The 20568-nt window shown below is 73.7% G+C and carries 19 protein-coding genes; 9 read left to right on the top strand and 10 right to left on the bottom strand.

Annotation, left to right across the window (positions count from 1 at the left end; translation table 11 throughout):
- Nucleotides 1–63 precede the first annotated feature (63 nt).
- Entirely contained in the window at nt 64–522 is a 459-nt protein-coding gene (locus ADL34_RS16030; RefSeq protein WP_062673672.1) for a MarR family winged helix-turn-helix transcriptional regulator, read from the bottom strand.
- On the bottom strand, nt 519–1142 hold the full coding sequence (locus ADL34_RS16025; protein WP_062673670.1) for a type 1 glutamine amidotransferase family protein: 624 nt from the start codon (nt 1140–1142) through the stop codon (nt 519–521). The genes ADL34_RS16030 and ADL34_RS16025 overlap by 4 nt, the downstream gene beginning before the upstream one ends.
- Nucleotides 1143–1348: 206 nt before the next feature.
- Here ADL34_RS16025 and ADL34_RS16020 point away from each other — a divergent pair, with 206 nt between their 5' ends.
- From ADL34_RS16020 to ADL34_RS16005, 4 genes are all read left to right on the top strand, one after another.
- Entirely contained in the window at nt 1349–2704 is a 1356-nt protein-coding gene (locus ADL34_RS16020; RefSeq protein ID WP_062673811.1) for an aspartate aminotransferase family protein, read from the top strand.
- Between the two features lie 143 nt (nt 2705–2847).
- Entirely contained in the window at nt 2848–3549 is a 702-nt protein-coding gene (locus tag ADL34_RS16015) for a GntR family transcriptional regulator (protein ID WP_062673668.1), read from the top strand.
- Complete coding sequence (locus tag ADL34_RS16010; RefSeq protein WP_079034441.1) at nt 3546–6080, top strand: dolichyl-phosphate beta-glucosyltransferase; 2535 nt, start codon at nt 3546–3548, stop codon at nt 6078–6080. Before ADL34_RS16015 ends, ADL34_RS16010 begins: the two co-directional genes overlap by 4 nt.
- Before the next feature lie 78 nt (nt 6081–6158).
- A complete protein-coding gene (locus tag ADL34_RS16005; protein ID WP_062673666.1) occupies nt 6159–6809 on the top strand; it encodes a hypothetical protein in 651 nt (216 codons plus the stop codon).
- A gap of 56 nt (nt 6810–6865) precedes the next feature.
- Here the strand turns inward: ADL34_RS16005 and ADL34_RS16000 are convergent, their stop codons facing one another.
- The 5 genes from ADL34_RS16000 to ADL34_RS15980 form a co-directional block, all read right to left on the bottom strand.
- Entirely contained in the window at nt 6866–7279 is a 414-nt protein-coding gene (locus ADL34_RS16000) for a hypothetical protein (RefSeq protein ID WP_062673664.1), read from the bottom strand.
- Nucleotides 7276–7539: a hypothetical protein gene (locus ADL34_RS15995; RefSeq protein ID WP_234375030.1), complete on the bottom strand. Its 264-nt coding sequence runs from the start codon at nt 7537–7539 to the stop codon at nt 7276–7278. The genes ADL34_RS16000 and ADL34_RS15995 overlap by 4 nt, the downstream gene beginning before the upstream one ends.
- 95 nt (nt 7540–7634) lie before the next feature.
- Nucleotides 7635–8150 (bottom strand): hypothetical protein, encoded by a 516-nt coding sequence (locus tag ADL34_RS15990; RefSeq protein WP_062673660.1) that lies wholly within the window; start codon nt 8148–8150, stop codon nt 7635–7637.
- A gap of 225 nt (nt 8151–8375) precedes the next feature.
- Nucleotides 8376–9083, bottom strand: a complete 708-nt coding sequence (locus tag ADL34_RS15985; RefSeq protein ID WP_062673658.1) for a response regulator — start codon at nt 9081–9083, stop codon at nt 8376–8378.
- A complete protein-coding gene (locus ADL34_RS15980) occupies nt 9080–10396 on the bottom strand; it encodes a sensor histidine kinase (protein WP_324610593.1) in 1317 nt (438 codons plus the stop codon). The genes ADL34_RS15985 and ADL34_RS15980 overlap by 4 nt, the downstream gene beginning before the upstream one ends.
- Before the next feature lie 211 nt (nt 10397–10607).
- Between ADL34_RS15980 and ADL34_RS15975 the strand changes: the two genes are divergently transcribed.
- Together ADL34_RS15975 and ADL34_RS15970 are read left to right on the top strand one after the other, a co-directional pair.
- Nucleotides 10608–11318, top strand: coding sequence for an ABC transporter ATP-binding protein (locus tag ADL34_RS15975; RefSeq protein ID WP_062673656.1), 711 nt, complete (start codon nt 10608–10610; stop codon nt 11316–11318).
- A complete protein-coding gene (locus ADL34_RS15970; protein WP_062673654.1) occupies nt 11315–13699 on the top strand; it encodes an ABC transporter permease in 2385 nt (794 codons plus the stop codon). Before ADL34_RS15975 ends, ADL34_RS15970 begins: the two co-directional genes overlap by 4 nt.
- A 58-nt stretch (nt 13700–13757) precedes the next feature.
- Here the strand turns inward: ADL34_RS15970 and ADL34_RS15965 are convergent, their stop codons facing one another.
- On the bottom strand, nt 13758–15041 hold the full coding sequence (locus ADL34_RS15965; RefSeq protein ID WP_062673652.1) for an adenylosuccinate synthase: 1284 nt from the start codon (nt 15039–15041) through the stop codon (nt 13758–13760).
- 186 nt (nt 15042–15227) lie between these two features.
- Here ADL34_RS15965 and ADL34_RS15960 point away from each other — a divergent pair, with 186 nt between their 5' ends.
- Entirely contained in the window at nt 15228–16088 is an 861-nt protein-coding gene (locus ADL34_RS15960) for a diacylglycerol kinase family protein (protein WP_062673650.1), read from the top strand.
- Between the two features lie 19 nt (nt 16089–16107).
- Here the strand turns inward: ADL34_RS15960 and ADL34_RS15955 are convergent, their stop codons facing one another.
- Nucleotides 16108–16602, bottom strand: coding sequence for a GbsR/MarR family transcriptional regulator (locus tag ADL34_RS15955; RefSeq protein ID WP_062673648.1), 495 nt, complete (start codon nt 16600–16602; stop codon nt 16108–16110).
- 112 nt (nt 16603–16714) lie between these two features.
- Between ADL34_RS15955 and ADL34_RS15950 the strand changes: the two genes are divergently transcribed.
- Both ADL34_RS15950 and ADL34_RS15945 read left to right on the top strand, forming a co-directional pair.
- On the top strand, nt 16715–17623 hold the full coding sequence (locus ADL34_RS15950; RefSeq protein ID WP_062673646.1) for an ABC transporter ATP-binding protein: 909 nt from the start codon (nt 16715–16717) through the stop codon (nt 17621–17623).
- The gene (locus ADL34_RS15945; RefSeq protein ID WP_062673644.1) at nt 17620–19218 is read left to right on the top strand and encodes an ABC transporter permease; all 1599 of its coding nucleotides are present in this window, start codon (nt 17620–17622) and stop codon (nt 19216–19218) included. The genes ADL34_RS15950 and ADL34_RS15945 overlap by 4 nt, the downstream gene beginning before the upstream one ends.
- Nucleotides 19219–19314: 96 nt before the next feature.
- Here ADL34_RS15945 and ADL34_RS15940 read toward each other — a convergent pair whose 3' ends face one another.
- Nucleotides 19315–20535: a cytochrome P450 gene (locus tag ADL34_RS15940; RefSeq protein WP_062673642.1), complete on the bottom strand. Its 1221-nt coding sequence runs from the start codon at nt 20533–20535 to the stop codon at nt 19315–19317.
- Between the last annotated feature and the right edge of the window lie 33 nt (nt 20536–20568).

Here is a 20568-nt window from a genome sequence, read left to right as displayed (position 1 = left end):
AGCCCCCGCCTATGCGTCGGCCCCACGATAGTGCGGCGTCATGAGGGGGGAGCGCGCCGGTCTCTACGGTTCGGTAACAGGAAGCCCGGCCTCCTCCAGCGCGGCCGACAGGCATTCCAGGAGGCGGACGGCCTCGGCGAGCTCCTCCTCCCCCATGGCCTCGGCCAGCCGGTCCGCGTAGGCGGCGTGGCCGGGGCCGATCCGGGAGACCGACGCGCGCCCGGCGTCGGTCGGCGCGAGGAGTTTGGCGCGCCGGTGCGCCGGGTTGGGCCGGTACTCGGCGAGGCCCTTGTCGACCAGGAGGTCGGCGACGCGCTGCACGCTCTGCCGGGTGATGCCCATGGCGCGGGCCACCCCGGCGACGGGCAACGGCTCGCGGAGCACCGCCCCGAGCACCTGCCACCACGTCGCCGTCAGCCCGGCGGGCCGGGCCAGCTCCTCGGCGACGGCGAGGAACTGCCCGTTGAGCCGGAACACCCCGAGCGCGCTCCGGCTGAGCAGGTCCTGACGGGTCCGGCTCACAGCACGCCGGCCTTCTCCAGGACGGCGTACGCGCCGGCGTCGGAGTCGTGGAAGAGCCGGTACCAGGCGTCGACGGCCTCGTCGTCGTAGACATGGAGCAGACGCAGGATCTCCCGTGCGAACGCGACCGGTTCGGTGGGCCCGGCGGTGACGAGCGAACCGTCGGTGACGGCGTCGGTGTCGACGTACCGGTCGCCGCCGCCGTATCCGGTGGCCGCCAGGTAGAAGGAGACGGCGCTGGTGTGGTCGCGGTCGTCGAGCAGGCCCTCGCGGGCCAGTCCGGCCGTCGCCCCGCAGATCGCGGCCACCGGCACGCCCGCGTCCAGGAAGGCGCGGGCCGTGCGGGCGAAGGGCGCGAGGTCGTCGCCGGCGTCCCACAGGTCGGCGCCCGGGAGGATCAGCAGGGCCGCGTCGGACGGCCGGACGTCGGCCAGAGCCAGGTCGGGCTGCACGCGCAGCCCGCCGACGCTGGTGACGGGCGCGAGGGTGGGGCCGACGGTACGGACCGGGTAGCCGGCCCGGGCCAGCTGGGCGGTGGCGTGACCGGTCTCCCAGTCGGCGAGGGTGTCGTAGACGGCGAGGTACACGGGCTTGCGGATGGTGCCGGGGCTGCTGTTCATGACTCCTCCTGGAGACGGTGACCGACCCTCGGACATGACAGCATCCTGTCACTTCGACAGTAGACTGTCAATCCTCTCCAGCCCTCCACCCGCCTCCCCACCAGCCCTCCCATCTCCCACCCGTCGACAACCTGTCGCTAAAAGCCCCCGACCGCAGACAGGACGCCGATTCCGCGTCCGGGCCGTCCGTGCCTACCCTCGGGCGCATGACCCCTCAGCCCAACCCCCAGGCCGGCGCCGCCGTGAAGGCCGCGGACCGCGCGCACGTGTTCCATTCCTGGTCCGCGCAGGAACTCATCGACCCGCTCGCCGTCGCCGGTGCGGAGGGCTCGTACTTCTGGGACTACGACGGCAGGCGCTACCTGGACTTCACCAGTGGGCTCGTCTACACCAACGTCGGCTACCAGCACCCGAAGGTCGTCGCCGCGATCCAGGAGCAGGCCGCGCGGATGACGACGTTCGCGCCCGCCTTCGCGGTCGAGGCGCGCTCGGAGGCCGCCCGGCTCATAGCCGAGCGCACGCCCGGCGACCTGGACAAGGTCTTCTTCACCAACGGCGGCGCGGACGCCGTGGAGCACGCCACGCGCATGGCCCGGCTGCACACGGGCCGCCCGAAGGTGCTGTCGGCGTACCGCTCGTACCACGGCGGCACCCAGCAGGCCGTGAACCTCACCGGCGACCCGCGCCGCTGGCCGTCCGACAGCGGCACCGCGGGTGTCGTGCACTTCTGGGCGCCCTACCTCTACCGCTCCCGCTTCTACGCCGAGACCGAGGAGCAGGAGTGCGCGCGGGCGCTGGAGCACCTGGAGACGACGATCGCCTTCGAGGGCCCCGGCACCATCGCCGCGATCATCCTGGAGACGATTCCCGGCACCGCCGGGATCATGGTCCCGCCGGCCGGCTACCTCGCCGGGGTCCGGGAGATCTGCGACAAGCACGGGATCGTCTTCGTCCTGGACGAGGTCATGGCCGGGTTCGGGCGGACCGGTGAGTGGTTCGCCGCGGACCTGTTCGGCGTCGTGCCCGACCTGATGACCTTCGCCAAGGGCGTGAACTCCGGGTACGTGCCGCTCGGCGGTGTCGCCATCTCCGAGGAGATCGCGCAGACCTTCGCCCGGCGCCCCTACCCCGGCGGTCTCACCTACTCCGGCCACCCGCTGGCCTGCGCCGCCGCCGTCGCCACCCTCCAGGTGATGGCCGAGGAGGGCGTCGTGGAGAACGCCGCGCGGCTCGGCCGTACGGTCGTCGGCCCGGCCCTCGCCGAGCTGGCCGAACGGCACCCGAGCGTCGGCGAGGTGCGCGGCACCGGCATGTTCTGGGCCGTCGAGCTGGTCCGCAGCAAGGAGACCCGCGAGCCGCTCGTGCCGTACAACGCGGCCGGTGAGGCGAACGCCCCGATGGCCGCCTTCGCCGCCGCCGCGAAGGAGCACGGCCTCTGGCCCTTCGTGAACATGAACCGCACCCACGTCGTCCCGCCCTGCAACGTCACGGAGGCCGAACTGAAGGAGGGTCTGGCCGCCCTCGACGCCGCTCTGGGCGTGGCGGACGAGTACACGGAATAACCCTTCGGCGACGGCGCCGCGGAAGGTGCCGTCAGGAAAACTCCCGCGGATGCCGAACGCGTAAGGTGGCGTGCTCGTAGACATGTACGTGCACTCGGACACGTGCACGCCACCTCATCGCTACGACGGGAGACGCCCTGACCATGGCCGGGATCGGCGGCACCGGCTCCGTGACGCGGAGCACCCTGCGGCAGCAGCTCGCGGACGCCCTGCGGGACGAGGTGCTGGCCGGCCGGCTCCAGGCGGGACGGGAGTTCACCGTGAAGGAGATCGCCGAGCAGTACGGCGTCTCCGCCACCCCCGTCCGCGAGGCCCTGGTCGACCTGTCCGCGCAGGGGCTGCTGGAGGCCGACCAGCACCGCGGTTTCCGGGTGCACGAGTACTCCGTCGACGACCACCGTGCCATCGTCGAGGCCCGCGGCCTGGTCATCGAGGGCATGTTCCAGGTCCTGGGCCGCGACATGACGGGCCGCCGCGACCCCGACGACCCACGCGTCGCCGCCGCCGTCGCGGGGGTGCGCCGCCGCGCCGAGGAGGCGCAGCGCGCCGCCACCGCAGGCGACCTCACCGTGCTCGTCGGCTACGACCTGCGCTTCTGGCGGGAACTGGGCGCCCTGTTCGGCAACCCCTACCTCGCCGACTTCCTGCACCGGCTGCGGGTGCAGGCCTGGGTCTGCACGGTGCAGCATCTGCGCCGGCTGCACGATCTGCGCGGGCATCTGTGGGCCCGTCACATCGAGCTGACCGACGCCCTCGCCGACCGGGACCTGGTCACGGCCCGCGCCATCATCGCCGCCCACGACCAGGACGCGCTCGCCCTGATCGAGCGGCTGGCGGCCGGATGAGCCATGAGCGGGGCCTGCCGGGAGCGTCCACCGACGACCGGCGGCCCGGCTCCGGCGCGCCCGCCCTGCCCGTGGTCGCCCCCGCCCTGCCCGTGGTCGCCCCAGCCCCGTCCGTGGTCGCCCCCGCCCTGTCCGTGGTCGTTCCCGCCTACAACGAACGGGACCGGCTCGCCCGCACCCTCGACACCGTCACCGAACACCTCGACGCCCCCGGCTCCCCGTGGGACGGCTGGGAGATCGTCGTCGTGGACGACGGCTCCACCGACGGCACCGCCGACCTCGTCACCGCGCGCGAGGACCCCCGCGTCCGGCTCGTCCCGGGCGCCCGCAACCGCGGCAAGGGCCACGCGCTGCGCCTCGGGGTCGCCGCCTCCCGGGGCCGCCGGGTCCTCGTCACGGACGCCGATCTCGCCACCCCCATCACGGAGTTGGCGGCGCTGGACGACGCCCTCGGCGCGGGCCACACCGCGGCCGTCGGCTCCCGCGCGGTCCCCGGCGCCACGATCGGCACCCGCCAGCACCGGCTGCGCGAACTCCTCGGCCGGGCCGGCAACGCGCTCATACGCCGGACCGCGCTGCCCGGCATCCGGGACACCCAGTGCGGTTTCAAGCTGTTCGACGGCGACCATGCCCGCGCCGCCTACGCGGCATCCCGCGTCCACGGCTGGGGCATCGATGTCGAGGTGCTGCGGCATCTGCGGCAGGCCGGGCTGAGCGTCACCGAGGTGCCCGTGCGCTGGTCCCACCGCCCCGGCTCCAAGGTCCGCCCGCTGGACTACCCGCGTGCCCTCGCCGAGGTCGTCCGGATCGCGGCGCGCTCCCTGCGCCCGGCCGACGTCCTCGCCGTCCTCCTCTTCTGCCTGATGTCCACGGCCCTGTACTCGGGCCGTCTCTTCGACCCGGCGCACCGCTATCTGCCGGACTCGATGCGCGACCAGAACCAGTGGGAGTGGTTCTTCGCCGTCACCGCGGACAACGTCGCCCACCTGCGCAACCCGCTCTTCACCGACCTCCAGGGCTTCCCGGAGGGCGTGAACCTGATGGCCAACACGGTCATGCTGGGCCTGTCCGTCCCGCTGACGCCCCTCACGCTGGCCGCCGGTCCCGCCGTCACCCTCAGCCTCGTCATGACGGTGGGTCTGGCCGCGACCGCCGCCGCCTGGTATCGGCTGCTGGTCCAACGTCTCGTGCACAGCAGGGTCGCGGCCCTCGCCGGCGCGTCCCTGGCTGCGTTCGCCCCGCCGATGGTCAGCCACGCCCACGCGCACCCGAACTTCGTGGTGCTGTTCATGATCCCGCTGATCATCGAACGGGCCCTGCGGCTGTGCGCGGGCACCCGCGTGGTCCGCGACGGCGTCGTCCTGGGCCTGATGGCGGCCTACCAGGTCCTGCTCGGCGAGGAGCCGTTGCTGCTGGCGGCGCTGGGCATGCTGCTCTTCGCCGCCGCCCACGCCGCCGTACGCCCCGGCGTGGCCCGCGCGTCCTGGCGCCCGCTGCTGCGCGGCGTGCTGATCGGGGCGTCGGTCTGTCTGCCGCTCGTGGTGTACCCGCTGATCTGGCAGTTCCACGGACCTCAGTCGTACACCGGCATCGAGCACAATCCCCGCACCTTCAACAGCCCGCTCGCCCTGCTCTCCTTCGCCGAGCGGTCCTGGCTCGCGGGCGACGCCGAGCGGGCGGACGCGCTGTCCTTCAACACCACCGAGCAGAACGCCTTCTACGGCTGGCCGCTGGTCCTGCTCGCCTTCGCGATCCTCGTCCTCATGCGCCGGCGGCCGCTGGTCCGGTCCCTGGCGTGCACGGCGGTGGCCGCCGCGTTCCTGTCCCTGGGCCGGGAGTTCCGCATCCCGCTGACGGACGTCACGCTGCCCGGCCCGTGGCGGCTCCTCGCCGACGCCCCGGTCTTCGAGGCGGTCATCGAGAGCCGGGTGGCGATGATCTGCGCACCCGTCCTGGGGATGCTCCTGGCCCTGGCCGTGGAACGCCTGCTCTCCGCCCCAGCCCGCATCCGACGGGCGGGCCTGGCCGCGGTCGCGCTGGCCCTCCTCCCCCTGATCCCCGCCCCGTTGCGGGCGGTCGACCGCGCCGAGGTGCCGGTCTTCATCGCGGAGGGCACCTGGAAGGGGTACGTCCGCGAAGGGGAGTCCCTGGTGCCGGTGCCGCTGCCGGACCCCGGCGACGCGGAGGCCCTGCACTGGCAGACCGAGGCCGGCCTCGGCTTCCGGCTGCCCGGCGGCTACTTCAACGGCCCCTACGGCGAGGAGCGCGTCGGCATCTACGGCGCCGAGCCGCGCTTCACGTCCAACCTGCTGCGCGACGTGAGCGCCTCGGGCGTCGTGCCGCCGGTCGAGGACTCCTGGCGCGACCAGGCCCGGGCGGACCTCGCCCACTGGCGGGCCGGCGTACTCGTCCTGGCCCCGCAGCCGCACGCCGGCGCCCTGCGCGAGACGGTCCGCGAACTCGTGGGCTCCCCCGGCAGGTGGGTCGACGGAGTATGGGTATGGGACCTGCACGGGCCGGGACGTCCGTGAGCGGTACTGATTATCCTTCCCTGACCACCGTGCTACGCCTTTTGCCACATCGTGCGACCGTCGTGTGAGGAGCCCCTTTTGGCCTGTGACCTGTGGCTGGTACCGCTCGTCGACGTGTTGTGCCACACCCCCGACAACCCGTTCGCCGAGGAACTCGCGCAATACAACAAGGTGCTCGCCGAGGCCGGACTTCCGCCGGTGCCGGTGTACCAGTACATGCCGGGCCTGTCCGGCGACGTCGCCCCGGTCGCCGGGTTCGACTACGACGCGCTGCACTTCCTGCGCCGGGCCCATCTCCTCCAGGTGTGCGGACTGCCGGTGACGCCGGTCGACGAACTCGGCGGTGACTACGAGCAGTTGCTGGAGATGTTCGAGTCGACGGCCCAGCAGTCCCATCTGGTCTGGCACTACGACCACGCGGGCGCCTACGTCCCCGTCGACTTCCCGCACCCGCTCGCCGACGACGACCTCCTCGCGGGCGGCGGCCCGCTGGGCTCCTCGCAGGCGCTGCTGCGTGAACTGGAGGCGGTGGCCCAGGTCATCGGCATCGACCCGGCCAACCCGCCCGCGGCCCCCCAGCCCCCGCTCGCGCCGACGGCCCTGGAGGAACCGGCGGTCCCGGCGCCCTACGACCCGAGCCCCTTCGCCCGCGAACGGCACGTGTGGCTGGGCCTGCACGCGGCGGCGACCCGGAGCCTGGCACAGGGTTCGATGATCGTCTTCAGCTGACGGACGCCCTCAGGGCCGGGAACGGGAGGGCACGCGTCGGAGCCCTCCCTTTCCGGTCATCGGTGCCGCGGCAACCTGATCGTCCGCACCAGGGGCATCTCCGCGTACAGGTCGGGGTCGGTGGTCAGCACCCGGCGACCGTCCGGCCAGTCCGGCGTCGGCCGGGACAAATGGACCGCGTGACCGAGCCGCCACTCCATCCCGTCACGCAGCAGGGCGCCCACGGTGGACGCCCCCGCGAAGTCCAGCTCGACGATCTCCACTGCGGGCAGCGCTCCGACGTGCTCGGCGAGTCCTTTGCGCATACCGTCGGCAGCGGCCAGGCACAGCGCGGGCACGTAGACGTGCCGGGTGGGCCCGTGCTCGGTGTTCGCGACGAACTGGGAGGCCAGTGAGTTGCCCGAGCCGAGCGCCAGCAGGGCCGACTCGTCGAACACGACGCCGGTCGACCCGGCCCTCGTGGCGCTCACAGGCTGTCCACGGGCCGGCCGGCCTCAAGGTCCTGCCAGACCTTCTCCACGCGGTCGTGGTCCTCGTCCGTGAGGGTCACACCGAAGTGCGTCTCGCAGTACGCCTTGGCCGCCTCGTAGCGCTTGCGCAGCTCTTCCCTGGTCGGTGTGGCCCCCGCCAGCTCGGCGATCAGGTCACGCATGGTCATCCCGCGCTCGCGGGCAAGGACCATGAGGCGGTCGCGGACGGCGGGATCGACCTTGACGGTGGTGTCAGCCATCACGACAGTATACCTGTGGTATACCACCTCGGGTCGCTCCAGTTCGACAGTCATCGAACACACTCCGTTTCTCTCGAAGAACCGCCGGCCGCAGGTCAGGCCGGTCGGCGTACGCGCACGCGGGAACCGCCCCGCAACCGCGCCTCGACATGGCCGTAAGCCGACGGCATCCACTCGGGCGCCCCCCACGTCACGGCCCTGCGCACCTCGGCGTCGGTCGCCCCCCGCCGCCACCACTCCTCCACCAGCGGCGCGAGCCGCACCGCCTCGGCGCCGGAGAGGCTGAAGGACCGGTCGTAGTCCCCGAAGGCGAGCAGCAGACGCGCCGCGGCGGCCGTGGAATTCCCCAGCGACGCACGCCGGCGCGGAACTTTTTCGGATTCACCCGTTCGTGGCGCGACGTCGCACGCAGCCTCGAACACCGTTTGCGCCAGGCGGAGTTGCCCCGCGCCCTCCGCTTCGGCCACCCCATGCCGCCGGCACCGAAGTTCGTCCAGCTCACGCAGAGTGGCGGCGATCCGCGCCCGCCCTTCGGCCCACACCTCGGCGAGCACCCGGAGGAGGACACGGGCGCCGGCCGGGAGGCCGGGCAGGTACGTCAGTACGCCCATCGCACACCAGAAGACGCCGCGGTCGTGCGGCAGGGCGGCGGAGAGACCTGAAATGACGCGCGCAGGCGTCGTACGATGACCACGCATTGGGAGGGCTAGCTCCTGGTGTCGAGCCCCCGGGTGTTGGCGCACCGCGGGGGCGTTCCTGTTGGCGTGACTCTAAGGCCACGCAGAGCTACGTTCGCAAGTCGAAACCGCCTTTTCCCAGGCGGGAGTTGATGTTCTTCACTCCTGCGAGTGACAACCGCCGACCGCTCCCCTCGTGCCCCCGCCCGGCGTGACCAGCCCCGTCTCGTAGGCCACCACCACCGCCTGCGCACGGTCCCGCAGCCGGAGCTTGGACAGGATGCGGGCGACGTGGGTCTTCACCGTGGCCTCGCTCAGGGCGAACCGGGCGGCGAGTTCGGCGTTGCTGAGGCCCGTGCCCAGACACTGCAGGACCTGCCGTTCGCGCGGGGTGAGGACCGCGAGGTCGCGATGGAGCGCGGCGGTCGCCGCATCCTGGGTGACGAAGCGTTCGACGAGGCGGCGGGTGATGGCCGGGGCGAGCAGCGCGTCGCCGGTGCAGGCCAGCCGGACGGCGGCGACGAGGTGTTCGGGGGTGACGTCCTTGAGGAGGAAGCCGCAGGCGCCCGTGGTGAGGGCGGCATAGACGTACCGGTCGAGGTCGTACGTGGTGAGGATCAGGACGCGGGGCGGGTCGGGGATCGCGCCGGAGAGGATGCGGCGGGTGGCCTCCAGGCCGTCGAGGCCCGGCATCCGGATGTCCATGAGGACGAGGTGGGGGCGGGTGCGCTCGACCGCCGCCACCGCCTCCTCGCCGTCCGCCGCCTCGGCCACCACGTCGATTCCGTCGGCGGTGAGGATCATCGCGAATCCGGTGCGGACCAGGGCCTGGTCGTCGGCGATCACCACACGCGGGGCGCCGGTCACGACGCCCCCTCGGCGGGCTGGTCCTCCCGCGTCCGCACCGGCAGCACCGCGCGCACCCGGAAACCTCCCGCGGGGCGCGGGCCCGCCTCCAGCGTGCCGCCGTAGACGGCGAGCCGCTCCCGCAGACCGAGCAGGCCCCGGCCGCCCCCGGGACCGGTTGGAGCCGCGGCGGTGCCCCCGGTGTCGGACACCTCCACATGGACGGCCTCGGGTGTGTGGGCGACGGACACCGTCACCCGCGCCCCGGGGGCGTGCTTGACGACGTTCGTCAGCGCCTCCTGCACCACCCGGTACACGGCGAGGCCGGGGCCGGCGGCCAACGGCTCCGGGGCACCGGTGACGGTCAGCTCGACGGGGACGCCGGTCGCGCGGACGCGGTCCACGAGCACGTCGAGCTGGGCGAGCCCCGGCTGCGGGGCGAGGCCCGTGTCGGTGGCCGGGTCGGCGCCCGCGTCCCCGTCCATCGTCAGCAGGCCCATCACGTGGCGCAGTTCGGCCATCGCGGTGCGTCCGCCCGCCTCGACGGCCAGCAGCGCCTCGCGGGCGCGGTGCGGCGCGGCGTCCATCACCTTGCGGGCCGCTCCGGCCTGGATCACCATCACGCTCACATTGTGGGTGACGACGTCGTGCAACTCACGGGCGATCCGGGCACGTTCGCGTTCGACCGCGAGGCGGGTGGCGGTCTCCTGGTGTTCCTGGAGGTCCCGGACGCGCTGCTGCCAGGTGTGGATCGCGTTCGCCCCGAGTCCCACCCCGAGCAGCACCAGGAACGGCACGAAGCTCTGGGTGAAGTACGGGAAGTACTCCTCGTGGAACACCGCCATCAGCGCCGCGCCGAGCACGACGCCCGCCAGTGCCGGAACGCGGCGCGGACTGTGCACGGCGGCGCTGTACGCGGCGACCACGCACGACAGGAACGTGTACACGGTCGCGTCCGTCGCGCCGGACCGCTGGCCGAACACCAGGGTCGCCCCGAGCACGGCCCAGAACGCGGCCAGCGGACAACGGCGGCGCGCGATCAGGGGAAGCGCGGTCAGCGCGGCGAGGACCAGCTCCCCGGGGTCGGGCGAGGGGACGGCGAGGACGCCCGGCGGCACGGAGGGCGGCAGGACGGCCGTCTCCCCCATGCCGAGTCTCGGCATCCGCACGGCGGCGTCCTGTTCCAGCGCGGCGCCGACCGTGCACACGGCGAGCACGAGGGCGAGGACCGCGTCGGCCGTCCACATCCACCGCGACGGCCGCGGCAGGGCCGTGCCGGCGGCCCTCCATCGCCCCGCACCCGCCCGTCCGAACATCCCGGCCACCCCGCTCATGGGGCCAGTCTGGCAAGGGCACGGCGCGCCCACATCCCTCCCGCCGAGGACGGCGGCGACGGGCCGTACATCCTCCTCGTACATCTCAGGGATGACGTCCCCGCCGGGTCACCCCGGTACGGCAGCCGCTCTCGCCGTCGCGGGCGACGCGCCCGGCACGCCCCCGCGCCTAGCGTCACGCCGGACCGATCGCACCAGCCGGGGAGAGCCCATGACCACGACCGCGCCGCCTCTGATCGACATCCGTGACGTGAGCAGGACGTACGGGGAGGGGCCGCCGGCGCTGGCCGGAGTGAGCCTGGGCGTGCGGGCCGGGGAGGCGCTGGCCGTCCTCGGGCCGTCGGGCAGCGGCAAGTCGACGCTGCTCAACCTGATCGCGGGCCTGGACCGGCCGAGCGGCGGGAGCGTCACCGTCGACGGGCTGCGGGTGGACCGGCTCGGCGAGTCCGCGTCGGCGCGGTACCGCAGGGCCCGGATCGGCATGGTCTTCCAGTTCTTCAACCTGCTGGAGGACCTGACGGTCGCCGACAACGTCCTGCTGCCCGCCCAGCTCGCCGGCGTGCCCCGCGCCGAGGCCCGGCAGCGCGCCGCGGAGCTGCTGGCCCGCCTCGGAGTCGAGCGGCACGCGGGCGCCCACCCCGCCCGGCTGTCCGGTGGTGAGCGGCAACGCGTCGCGGTGGCCCGCGCCCTGATGAACCGTCCGCCGCTGCTGCTGGCCGACGAGCCGACCGGCGCGCTGGACACCGCGTCCGGCGACGACGTACGGGAGCTGCTGGCCGCGCTCAACGCGGACGGGCAGACGATCGTGCTGGTCACCCATGACCTGGGACTCGCCGCGTCCTGCGCGACCCGGACGATCGAGCTGGTCGACGGCCGGATCGTCCGGGACTCCCGGGACGTCCGTCCGGCGGTGGCCCGGTGAGCGCCCTGGGCGGGGTGGTCCGCGCGGGCGTCGGACGGCGCCGGACGCAGACCGTGGTGCTGGTGCTGACCACGCTCGTCGCGGTCGCGGCGTCCGTCGTGGCCGCCGGGGTGCTCACCGCGTCCCGCGCCCCGTTCGAGCACGCGATGGCCGAGGGGCGCGGCGCCCATCTGGCCGCCCAGTTCGACGGCGACGAGGTCACCGGGCAGGAGCTCGCGGCGACGGCACGGGTGCCCGGTGTGACGGCCGCGGCCGGACCGTTTCGCACCCTGCGGCTGCGTCCGCGCACGCTTTCGGAGTCCGCCGCGCTGCCGGCCGGTGTCACCCTGCCCGCGCTGCAGGTGACCGGACGTGCGGACCCCGGGGGCCCGGTCGACCGGCTGCGGCTGACCGCGGGCCGCTGGGCCACCGGGCCGGGCGAGATCGTGCTGGCCGGGGACGAGTGGCCGCTGCGGCCGGGAGACAGGCTGGCCCTCCCCGGCGCGGCGGGCGGCCCGGCGCTGACCGTGGTCGGCCTCGCCCGGTCGGTCACCGGCACCGCGGACGCCTGGGTGACCCCCGCCCAGGCCGCGGCTCTCTCCCCGGGGTCCGGCGCCGTCACGTACGAGATGCTGTACCGCTTCCGGCACGCCGGCACGGAGGCGCGGATGTCCGCCGCGCGCGCCGCGATCGCCGGCGCCGTGCCGCCGGGTGCCCTGACCGGAACGCGGTCCCACCTCGTCGTCCGGCAGGAACAGCTCGCCAACGCGCTGGCGTTCGTGCCCTTCGTGGCCGCGTTCGGTGTGCTGGGCCTGGCCCTGTCGGTACTGATCGTCGGCATCGTCGTCAGCGGCGCCGTGGGCGCCGCCACCCGGCGTATCGGCGTCCTCAAGTCCCTCGGCTTCACCCCGGCCCAGGTGGTCCGGGCGTACGTCGCCCAGGCGCTGGTCCCGGCCACGCTCGGCTGCGCGCTGGGGGTGGCGCTCGGCAACGTGCTGGCGTGGCCGGTGCTCGGCGACATCGACGACGTGTACGGCGGCGCGCCCGCGTCGGTGCCCTGGTGGGTCGACGTGGCGGCGTCCGCCGCCACCCTCGCGCTGGTGGCGGTCTCCGCTCTCCTGCCCGCGCTGCGCGCCGGCCGGCTGCGCACGGTGGAGGCGATCTCCGTGGGGCGGGCGGCGGCAGGCGTACGGGGGCGGACGGCCCGGCGGATCACCGGGCGGTTGCCGTTGCCGCGCCCGGTCGGGCTCGGTCTGGCGCACCCGTTCGCCCGCCCGGCCCGCTCGCTCACGACGGCCGCCGCGGTGGCCGTCGCCGCCGTCACGGTCACCTTCGCGGCCGGGATGGCGCTGACTCTCGGCGCCGTGCAGTCGCACCGGATGCTCGACTCCACCGCTCCGGTCGTCGTCGGCACCGGGGGTGGGCAGGGGCCGCCCGGCGCCCAGGTCGTCCGGGCCCCCGGTCAGCCGGATAGGCCGGCCGCCGATCCGGCCGAGGTCGCCGCCGTCCTGCGCGCCCAGGAGGGGACCCGCCGCTTCTACGGCACCGCGCGGGCGGAGGTGGGCGCGGCCGGTGTCGCCGGCCGCACCCTCGTGACCGGGTACGAGGGCGACGCGTCCTGGGCCGCTCCGGACCTGGTCGCGGGTACCTGGCCGACCGGGCCCGGCCAGGCGGTGGTCACGCGGCGGTTCCTCGACGCCGCCGGGATCGGGCTCGGTGACCGCCTGACCCTGACGGAGGCCGGCCGCCGCACCACCGTCCGCGTCGTCGGGGAGGCGTTCTTCACCGAGAACGACGGCATGACCGTGCTGACTCCGGCCGGCACCCTGACCGCCCTGGGGGTGGACGCCGGGCCGACGAGCTTCTACGTCCAGCCGTACCCGGGAGTCTCGGAGGACGCCTACCTGGCCTCCCTGAACAAGGCCCTGGACGACCTGGGCGCGTACGCGCACCCGGGCGGGGACGGCTCCTCCGACGTGATCGCGGCCATGGACGCGCTGATCGGCACACTCACCCTGCTGCTGGTGACGGTCGCGGGTTTGGGGGTGTTCAGCACGGTCGTCCTCGACACCCGCGACCGCGTCCACGAACTCGGCGTCCACAAATCGCTGGGCATGACGCCTCGTCAAGTCGTCGGCATGGTGCTCACGTCGGTCGCCGGCATCGGCGTGGTCGCCTCGACGGCCGGGATCCCGCTCGGCATCGCCCTGCATCACGGGGTGACGCCGCTGATGGGCGACGCGGTGGGGATGGACCTGCCCGGCGCCTACCTCGCCGTGTACGCCCCGCCGGTCCTGGCCCTGCTCCTGCTGGGCGGTCCGGCGATCGCGGTGGCGGGCGCACTGCTCCCGGCGGGCCGGGCGGCCGGGACGGACGCGGCCGGGGCCCTGCGCACCGAGTGAGGTGTGAACGCGCGAGCGCCCGGCCGGGGTTGCCGGCCGGGCGCTCACATGTGTGGTCCTACAGGAACGAGTTGACCTCGATCGTCTCGTCCCGGCCCGGGCCCACGCCGATCGCGGAGATCGGGGCGCCGGACATCTCCTCCAGCGCCTTGACGTACGCCTGGGCGTTCTTCGGCAGGTCGGAGAACGTCTTCGCCTTCGAGATGTCCTCGGACCAGCCGGGCAGCATCTCGTAGACCGGCTTGGCGTGGTGGAAGTCGGACTGCGAGTACGGCAGTTCCTCGACCCGCTTGCCGTCGATCTCGTAGGCCACGCAGACCGGGATCTGCTCCCAGCCGGTGAGGACGTCGAGCTTGGTCAGGAAGAAGTCGGTCAGGCCGTTGACCCGGGTCGCGTACCGGGCGATCACCGCGTCGAACCAGCCGCAGCGCCGGTCACGCCCGGTGGTGACGCCCCGCTCGCCGCCGATCCGGCGCAGCGCCTCGCCGTCCTCGTCGAACAGCTCGGTCGGGAACGGGCCGGCGCCGACCCGGGTCGTGTACGCCTTGAGGATGCCGATGACCCGGCTGATCTTCGTCGGGCCCACGCCCGCGCCCGTGCAGGCGCCGCCCGCGGTCGGGTTGCTGGACGTCACGAAGGGGTACGTGCCGTGGTCGATGTCCAGCAGGGTGCCCTGGCCGCCCTCGAACAGGACGACCTTGTCGTCCTCCAGCGCCTGGTTGAGCACCAGGACGGTGTCGGCGACGAACGGCCGCAGCTTCTCCGCGTAGCCCAGCAGCTCCTCGACGACCTGGTCGACGGCGATCGCGCGCCGGTTGTAGAGCTTGGTGAGGATCTGGTTCTTGACGTCGAGCGCCGCCTCGACCTTCTGGGTCAGGATCGACTCGTCGTACAGGTCCTGGACGCGGATGCCGACGCGGTTGATCTTGTCGGCGTAGGTCGGGCCGATGCCGCGCCCGGTGGTGCCGATCTTCCGCTTGCCGAGGAAGCGTTCCGTCACCTTGTCGACGGTGACGTTGTACGGCGTGATGATGTGGGCGTTGCCGCTGATCAGGAGCTTGGACGTGTCGACGCCACGCTCGTTCAGACCGCTCAGCTCGGAGAGCAGGACCGACGGGTCGACGACGACTCCGTTGCCGATGACCGGGGTGCACCCCGGGGACAGGATTCCGGAAGGGAGCAGGTGGAGGGCGTACTTCTGGTCACCCACGACTACCGTGTGGCCGGCGTTGTTGCCGCCCTGGTAGCGCACCACATAGTCGACGGATCCGCCTAGCAGGTCCGTCGCCTTTCCCTTGCCTTCGTCACCCCACTGAGCACCGAGCAGCACAAGTGCGGGCACGCGCGTACACCCCTTCCGGGCGGGGCATGTCCAAGGTCAGGGGTGTACGCCGCACGTGTGCGGGTGATACACCGGCGACCTTCGTTGGCCGCAAACCGTCGGACCGGATGCCCCGGAATAGACGAAGCCCCTGGCGCAATAGCGCAAGGGGCTCTTGCACAAAGATGCTACCCGAGGAAGCGAGGCATGGCCGAGGTGGCGACTTTCGCGAGGTCCGATCAGCTGCTGGTGGTGATCGATCCGGTTGCTCGCAGGACGGACGGAGAGTCCGTGCGGATCGCGAAAGACGTGCTCAGCGCGGGTGCGACCACCAAGGTGTGCCTGCCGGAGGACGGCGACGAGTTCGCCCGGGCGCTGGTGCGGCGCGGTGCGCGCCGCCCGGTCGTGATCGGTGACGACGGCGCGCTGCTGCGCGCGGTGTCCCTGCTGCACCGGCAGCGGCAGCTGGCCGAATGCGTGCTGTCGGTGGTGCCGGTGGGCGCCGCGCTGTCGCTGGCCGCGTCCCTCGGAGTGCCGCTGGGTGCGGTGGCGGCGGCCCGCGCGGCGCTGGACGGCGCGGAGCGGCGGCTGGACCTGCTGGTCGACGACAGCGACGGCGTGGTCCTGGGCGGGCTGCGGATACCGCCGGTGCGCGATCCGGCGGACCCGGCGTGGCCCACCGCGGTGGGCCCGGGCCCCGCGCGGCCGTGGCTGCGCACCTGCCAGTCCCTCGTACGGACGCTGGTGCCGGCGCGCGGCACCCCGGCGGCGGCCTTCGGCGGGCCGTCCCGCCTGCGGATCGAGGTCGACGGGGACACGCTGGTGGACCTGGACGAGCCGGTGCACGCGGTGTCGGTGACGCCGGGCGCCTCGGGGGTCGCCGCGGTGGAGGTGCACCGGGTGTCGGTGGGCGCGGCCGCGGTGCCGCTGCGGGCCGAGGGCCGTACGGTCACCGTGTCGGGCGCGCACTTCCGCTACCGGGCGGACGCGTCGGTGTCGGGCCCGGTGCGCAGCCGCACCTGGACGGTGGGCGCGGGCGCGCTGCGGCTGGTCCTGCCGGGGCGCTGAGCCGCGCACCGACCCCCGCTCAGTGGCCGAAGGTCTTCACCCGGTGCTCGCGCCACCGCTCCATGAGGGCGGCGAGCTCCCCTTCCAGGTACTCGAAGAAGGCGACCGTCTCGGCGAGCCGCCGGCCGCCGGGGGTGTCCGCGCCGAGGCTGTCGACGCCGTCGCGCAGGGTGCGCTCCCAGCGCCGCAGGACGGCGTCGCGATTGGTCAGCGCCTCGTACCACTGGTCGGAGTGCACCCGGTAGCGCTCGCGCCGTGAGCCGGGCTCGCGCTCACGGGAGACCATGTGCACCTGGGAGAGGTAGCGCACGGCGCCGGAGATCGCGGCCGGGCTGACCTGGAGCCGTTCGCCGAGTTCCGCGGAGGTCAGGGCGCCCGCGTCGGACGCGAGCAGCGCGGCGAACACCCGGGCGGCCATCCGCTGCATGCCGGCCTCGACCAGCTGCGCGGCGAAGGCCTCCACGAAGTCCGACACCGCCTGGGGGTCGCGTTCCGCCTCGGTCGGCTCCGTCACCTGTCGATCACTCCCTGCGTCCGGCCTGCTCACGCCCCTTCACCGAGTGTATCCACGGTTCACTTCCTTCCTTATCTTCACAAATTTCTGAAGGAAGCGTAGCTTCTGAAGCATGACGAAGGCCATCACCGTGTCCGGACTGCGCAAGTCGTTCGGACGCACCCACGCCCTCGACGGGCTCGACCTGGACGTCGAGACCGGCGAGGTCCACGGCTTCCTCGGCCCGAACGGCTCGGGGAAGTCCACGACCATCCGCGTCCTGCTCGGCCTGCTGCGCGCCGACTCCGGCGCCGCCCAGGTGCTGGGCCGGGACCCCTGGAAGGACGCGGTCGAGGCGCACCGCCGTATCGCCTACGTCCCCGGCGACGTGACCCTGTGGCGCAACCTCTCCGGCGGCGAGGTCATCGACCTGTACGGCAGGCTGCGCGGCGGCCTCGACCCGCGCCGCCGCGCGGAACTGGTCGAACGGTTCGAGCTGGACCCGACGAAGAAGGGCCGCACCTACTCCAAGGGCAACCGGCAGAAGGTCGCCCTGGTCGCCGCCTTCGCCTCCGACGTCGACCTGCTCATCCTCGACGAGCCGACCTCCGGCCTCGACCCGCTGATGGAGGAGGTGTTCCGGCGCTGCGTCGAGGAGGAGCGCGACCGCGGACGCACGGTCCTGCTGTCCTCCCACATCCTCGGCGAGGTCGAGCAGCTGTGCGACCGGGTCAGCATCATCCGCAACGGCCGTACGGTCGAGAGCGGGTCACTGGCCGACCTGCGCCATCTGACCCGGACCAGCGTGACGGCCGAACTGTCCGGCCCGCCCGACGGGCTGGCGGACCTCCCCGGCGTCCACGGCCTGGAGGTGCGGGGCCACCAGGTCCGCCTACAGGTCGACCCCGGCGGGCTCGACGCCGTCCTGCGCTCGCTCGGCGCGTCCGGCGTACGGTCGCTGACGTCGGCGCCGCCCACCCTGGAAGAGCTGTTCCTGCGGCACTACCAGGCCGACGCCGTGCGCGAGGGGGCCGCCCGATGACCGCCGTGGCGCTCGCGTCGGCCGGCTCGCGTCCCCTCGCCGGCACCGGTGTGCTGCTGCGACTGGCCCTGCGCCGCGACCGGGTGCTGATCCCGGTGTGGGTGGCGGTGACCGCGCTGATGGTCCTCTCCATGCCGGGCACCCTGGAGAGCCTGTACGGCACCCCCGCCGAGCGGGCGGACCTCCTGCGCGGCACCGCCGCGAACCCGTCCTTCCGGGCGCTGATCGGCCCGGTCTTCGGCGACTCGACCGGCGCCCTGACGGCCTGGCGGGTCGGCGTGTACGCGGGAGCGCTCGCCGCCGTCATGAGCCTGCTCGTCGTCGTCCGGCACACCCGGGACGAGGAGGAGAGCGGGCGTCAGGAACTGGTGGCCGCCGGGATGGTGGGGCGCCGGGCGTCCCTGACCGCCGCGCTGCTGGCGGCAGCCGTCGCGAACGCCGCCCTGGCCCTGCTCGTCACGGCCGGACTGGCGGGCCTCGGCGTCGCGGGCGCGCTCGCCCTCGGGCTGGGCCTCGCCGGGACCGGCATGGTCTTCGCGACCCTGACGGCGATCGTCGCCCAGTTCACGCAGAGCGCGCGGCTCGCACGAGGGCTGACGGCCGGGCTGCTGGGCGCCGCCTTCGTGCTGCGCGCCGCGGGCGACGCGGCGTCCGACGACGGCTCCTCCGCCCTGACCTGGGCGTCTCCGCTGGGCTGGCTGGAGAACCTGCGCGCGTTCGCCGGGGAACGCTGGTGGGTGCTGTGGCTGTGCACGTTGGCCACCTGCGCCCAGGCGGCTGTGGCGTACGCCCTCGCCGGGCGCCGGGACGTCGGCATGAGCTTCTGGCCCGCCCGGCCCGGCCCCGCGACCGGCCGGCTCGGCACACCGGGGGCGCTTGCCTGGCGGCTCCAGCGGGGCTCCGTCCTCGGCTGGGGCACCGGGTTCTTCCTGGCCGGGGTCGTCTACGGCGGGCTGGCCGACGGGGTGACCGACCTGGTCGGCGACAACGCCGGCGCCCGCGCGATCTTCGAGCGCATGGGCGGCCGGTCGGGCCTGACGGACGCGTTCCTGGCCTCGATGTCCGGGATGCTCGGGCTGGTCGCCGCCCTGTTCGTGGTCGGCTCGGTCCTGCGCCTGCACGGCGAGGAGACCTCGCTGCGTGCGGAACCCGTGCTGGCGAACGCGGTGGGCCGGGTGCGCTGGGCCGCCGGGCATCTGCTGATCGCCTTCGCCGGCTCGGCCCTGATCATGCTGCTCGCGGGCCTGGGCCTGGCCGCCGGCCACGGCCGCCGCGTCGGCCCCCTCCTGGCCGGCTGCCTCGTCCAGCTCCCCGCGATCTGGCTGGTCGGCGCCCTGGCGGTCCTGCTGTACGGGGTGCTGCCACGGGCGGCGACGGCGGCCTGGGGCATCGCCGGCGCGGTCCTGCTGATCGGCTGGGTGGGCCCCGCCCTGGACCTACCGCGGGCGGTCCTGGACCTCTCCCCCTACGGCCACCTGCCCAAGCTCCCCGGCGGGACGATGGAGTGGCCCCCGGTCCTCACCCTCCTCGCCCTGGCGGCGGCGCTCACGGCGGCGGGGCTGGCGGGGTTGCGGGGGCGGGATGTGGCCGGGTGAGGGGTCGGTCGACGACGTCCTTGAGTTCGGCGGTGTCGATGTCGATGCCGACGGGGTCCGCACGCCCTGCCATGACCGTCGCGGTCCATCGGGTGGTCAGCCCACCTCGACCCGCAGGCCCTCCAGGCCCCGGATCACGAAGTTCGGCTTGCGTTCCGGGTCCGACACCGGGCGCAGGCCGGGGGCCTGATCCAGGAGGGCCGTCATCGAGGCCGCCAGTTCGATACGGGCCAGCGGAGCGCCGATGCAGTAGTGGATGCCCGCGCTGAAGGAGATGTGCGGGTTCTCCGTACGGGTCAGGTCCAGGCGCTCCGGGTCGGCGAAGACGGCCGGGTCGTGGTTGGCGGAGCCGAAGAGCATCGCGATCTCCGCGCCGCGCGGGATCGTGGTCCCGTCGATCTCGACGTCGTCCAGCACCCAGCGCTCGAAGAGCTGGAGCGGGGTGTCGTAGCGCATCAGCTCCTCGATCGCGGACGGGATCAGCGCGTGGTCGGCGCGCAGGGCCGCGAGCTGGCCGGGGTTGCGGAACAGCGCCCACCAGCCGTTGACCGTGGCGTTCACCGTGGCCTCGTGCCCGGCGTTGAGCAGCAGGACCGCCGTCGAGATCATCTCCTGCTCGGTGAGCCGGTCGCCCTCGTCGTGCGCGGCGATCAGCCCGGAGATCAGGTCGTCGCCCGGCTCCTTGCGGCGGGCCGCGATCAGCTCCCGCAGGTAGTCGGAGAACTCCACCGAGGCGCGGACCGCCTTCGCGGCCGTCTCCTTCGACGGGTTCAGCTCGTACATCCCGCAGATGTCCGCCGACCAGGGGCGCAGCGGTCCGCGGTCGGACTCCGGGATGCCGAGCATCTCCGCGATCACGGCGACCGGCAGCGGCTCGGCGACCTCCTTCAGCAGGTCGCCGCCGCCCCGCGCGACCAGCCCGGCCACCAGCTCGCCGGCGAGGTCGCGCACGTACGGCTTGAGCCGCTCGACGGTGCGCGGGGTGAACGCCTTCGACACCAGGCGCCGGATGCGGGTGTGGTCCGGCGGCTCCAGGTCGAGCATGCCGTGGTCGTTGAGCGTGTGGAACGGCTCGTGCTCCGGCGGCGGCGCGCCGCGCCCGAACTCCTCGTGGGTGAACCGGTGCTGGTACGTCCGGCCCAGCCGGCGGTCGCGCAGCAGCGCGGAGACGTCGGCGTGGTGCGGCACCAGCCACTGGTTCGTGGGCTCGAACCAGTGCACCCGGCCCCGGGCGCGCAGTTCGGCGTAGGCGGGGTACGGGTCGGCGAGGAACGCCGGGTCCCACGGGTCGAAACCGAGGTCGAAAGGAGCTGCCATGAACGGACGGTAGACCGCCGTCCCCCCTTCTGA

It is taken from the genome of Streptomyces sp. NRRL WC-3605, assembly GCF_001509795.1.
GTDB lineage: Bacteria > Actinomycetota > Actinomycetes > Streptomycetales > Streptomycetaceae > Streptomyces > Streptomyces viridochromogenes.
This window is presented reverse-complemented; position numbering and strand designations above follow the sequence as displayed.

Bases quoted from the DNA above. Each gene is read 5' to 3' on its own strand.
- ADL34_RS15995 (WP_234375030.1), bottom strand. From the start codon at position 7,539: ATGGCTGACACCACCGTCAAGGTCGATCCCGCCGTCCGCGACCGCCTC.
- ADL34_RS15990 (WP_062673660.1), bottom strand. From the start codon at position 8,150: ATGGGCGTACTGACGTACCTGCCCGGCCTCCCGGCCGGCGCCCGTGTC.
- ADL34_RS15945 (WP_062673644.1), top strand. From the start codon at position 17,620: ATGACCGCCGTGGCGCTCGCGTCGGCCGGCTCGCGTCCCCTCGCCGGC.
- ADL34_RS16010 (WP_079034441.1), top strand. From the start codon at position 3,546: ATGAGCCATGAGCGGGGCCTGCCGGGAGCGTCCACCGACGACCGGCGG.
- ADL34_RS16020 (WP_062673811.1), top strand. From the start codon at position 1,349: ATGACCCCTCAGCCCAACCCCCAGGCCGGCGCCGCCGTGAAGGCCGCG.
- ADL34_RS15950 (WP_062673646.1), top strand. From the start codon at position 16,715: ATGACGAAGGCCATCACCGTGTCCGGACTGCGCAAGTCGTTCGGACGC.
- ADL34_RS16015 (WP_062673668.1), top strand. From the start codon at position 2,848: ATGGCCGGGATCGGCGGCACCGGCTCCGTGACGCGGAGCACCCTGCGG.
- ADL34_RS15960 (WP_062673650.1), top strand. From the start codon at position 15,228: ATGGCCGAGGTGGCGACTTTCGCGAGGTCCGATCAGCTGCTGGTGGTG.
- ADL34_RS15980 (WP_324610593.1), bottom strand. From the start codon at position 10,396: ATGAGCGGGGTGGCCGGGATGTTCGGACGGGCGGGTGCGGGGCGATGG.
- ADL34_RS15975 (WP_062673656.1), top strand. From the start codon at position 10,608: ATGACCACGACCGCGCCGCCTCTGATCGACATCCGTGACGTGAGCAGG.
- ADL34_RS16025 (WP_062673670.1), bottom strand. From the start codon at position 1,142: ATGAACAGCAGCCCCGGCACCATCCGCAAGCCCGTGTACCTCGCCGTC.
- ADL34_RS15940 (WP_062673642.1), bottom strand. From the start codon at position 20,535: ATGGCAGCTCCTTTCGACCTCGGTTTCGACCCGTGGGACCCGGCGTTC.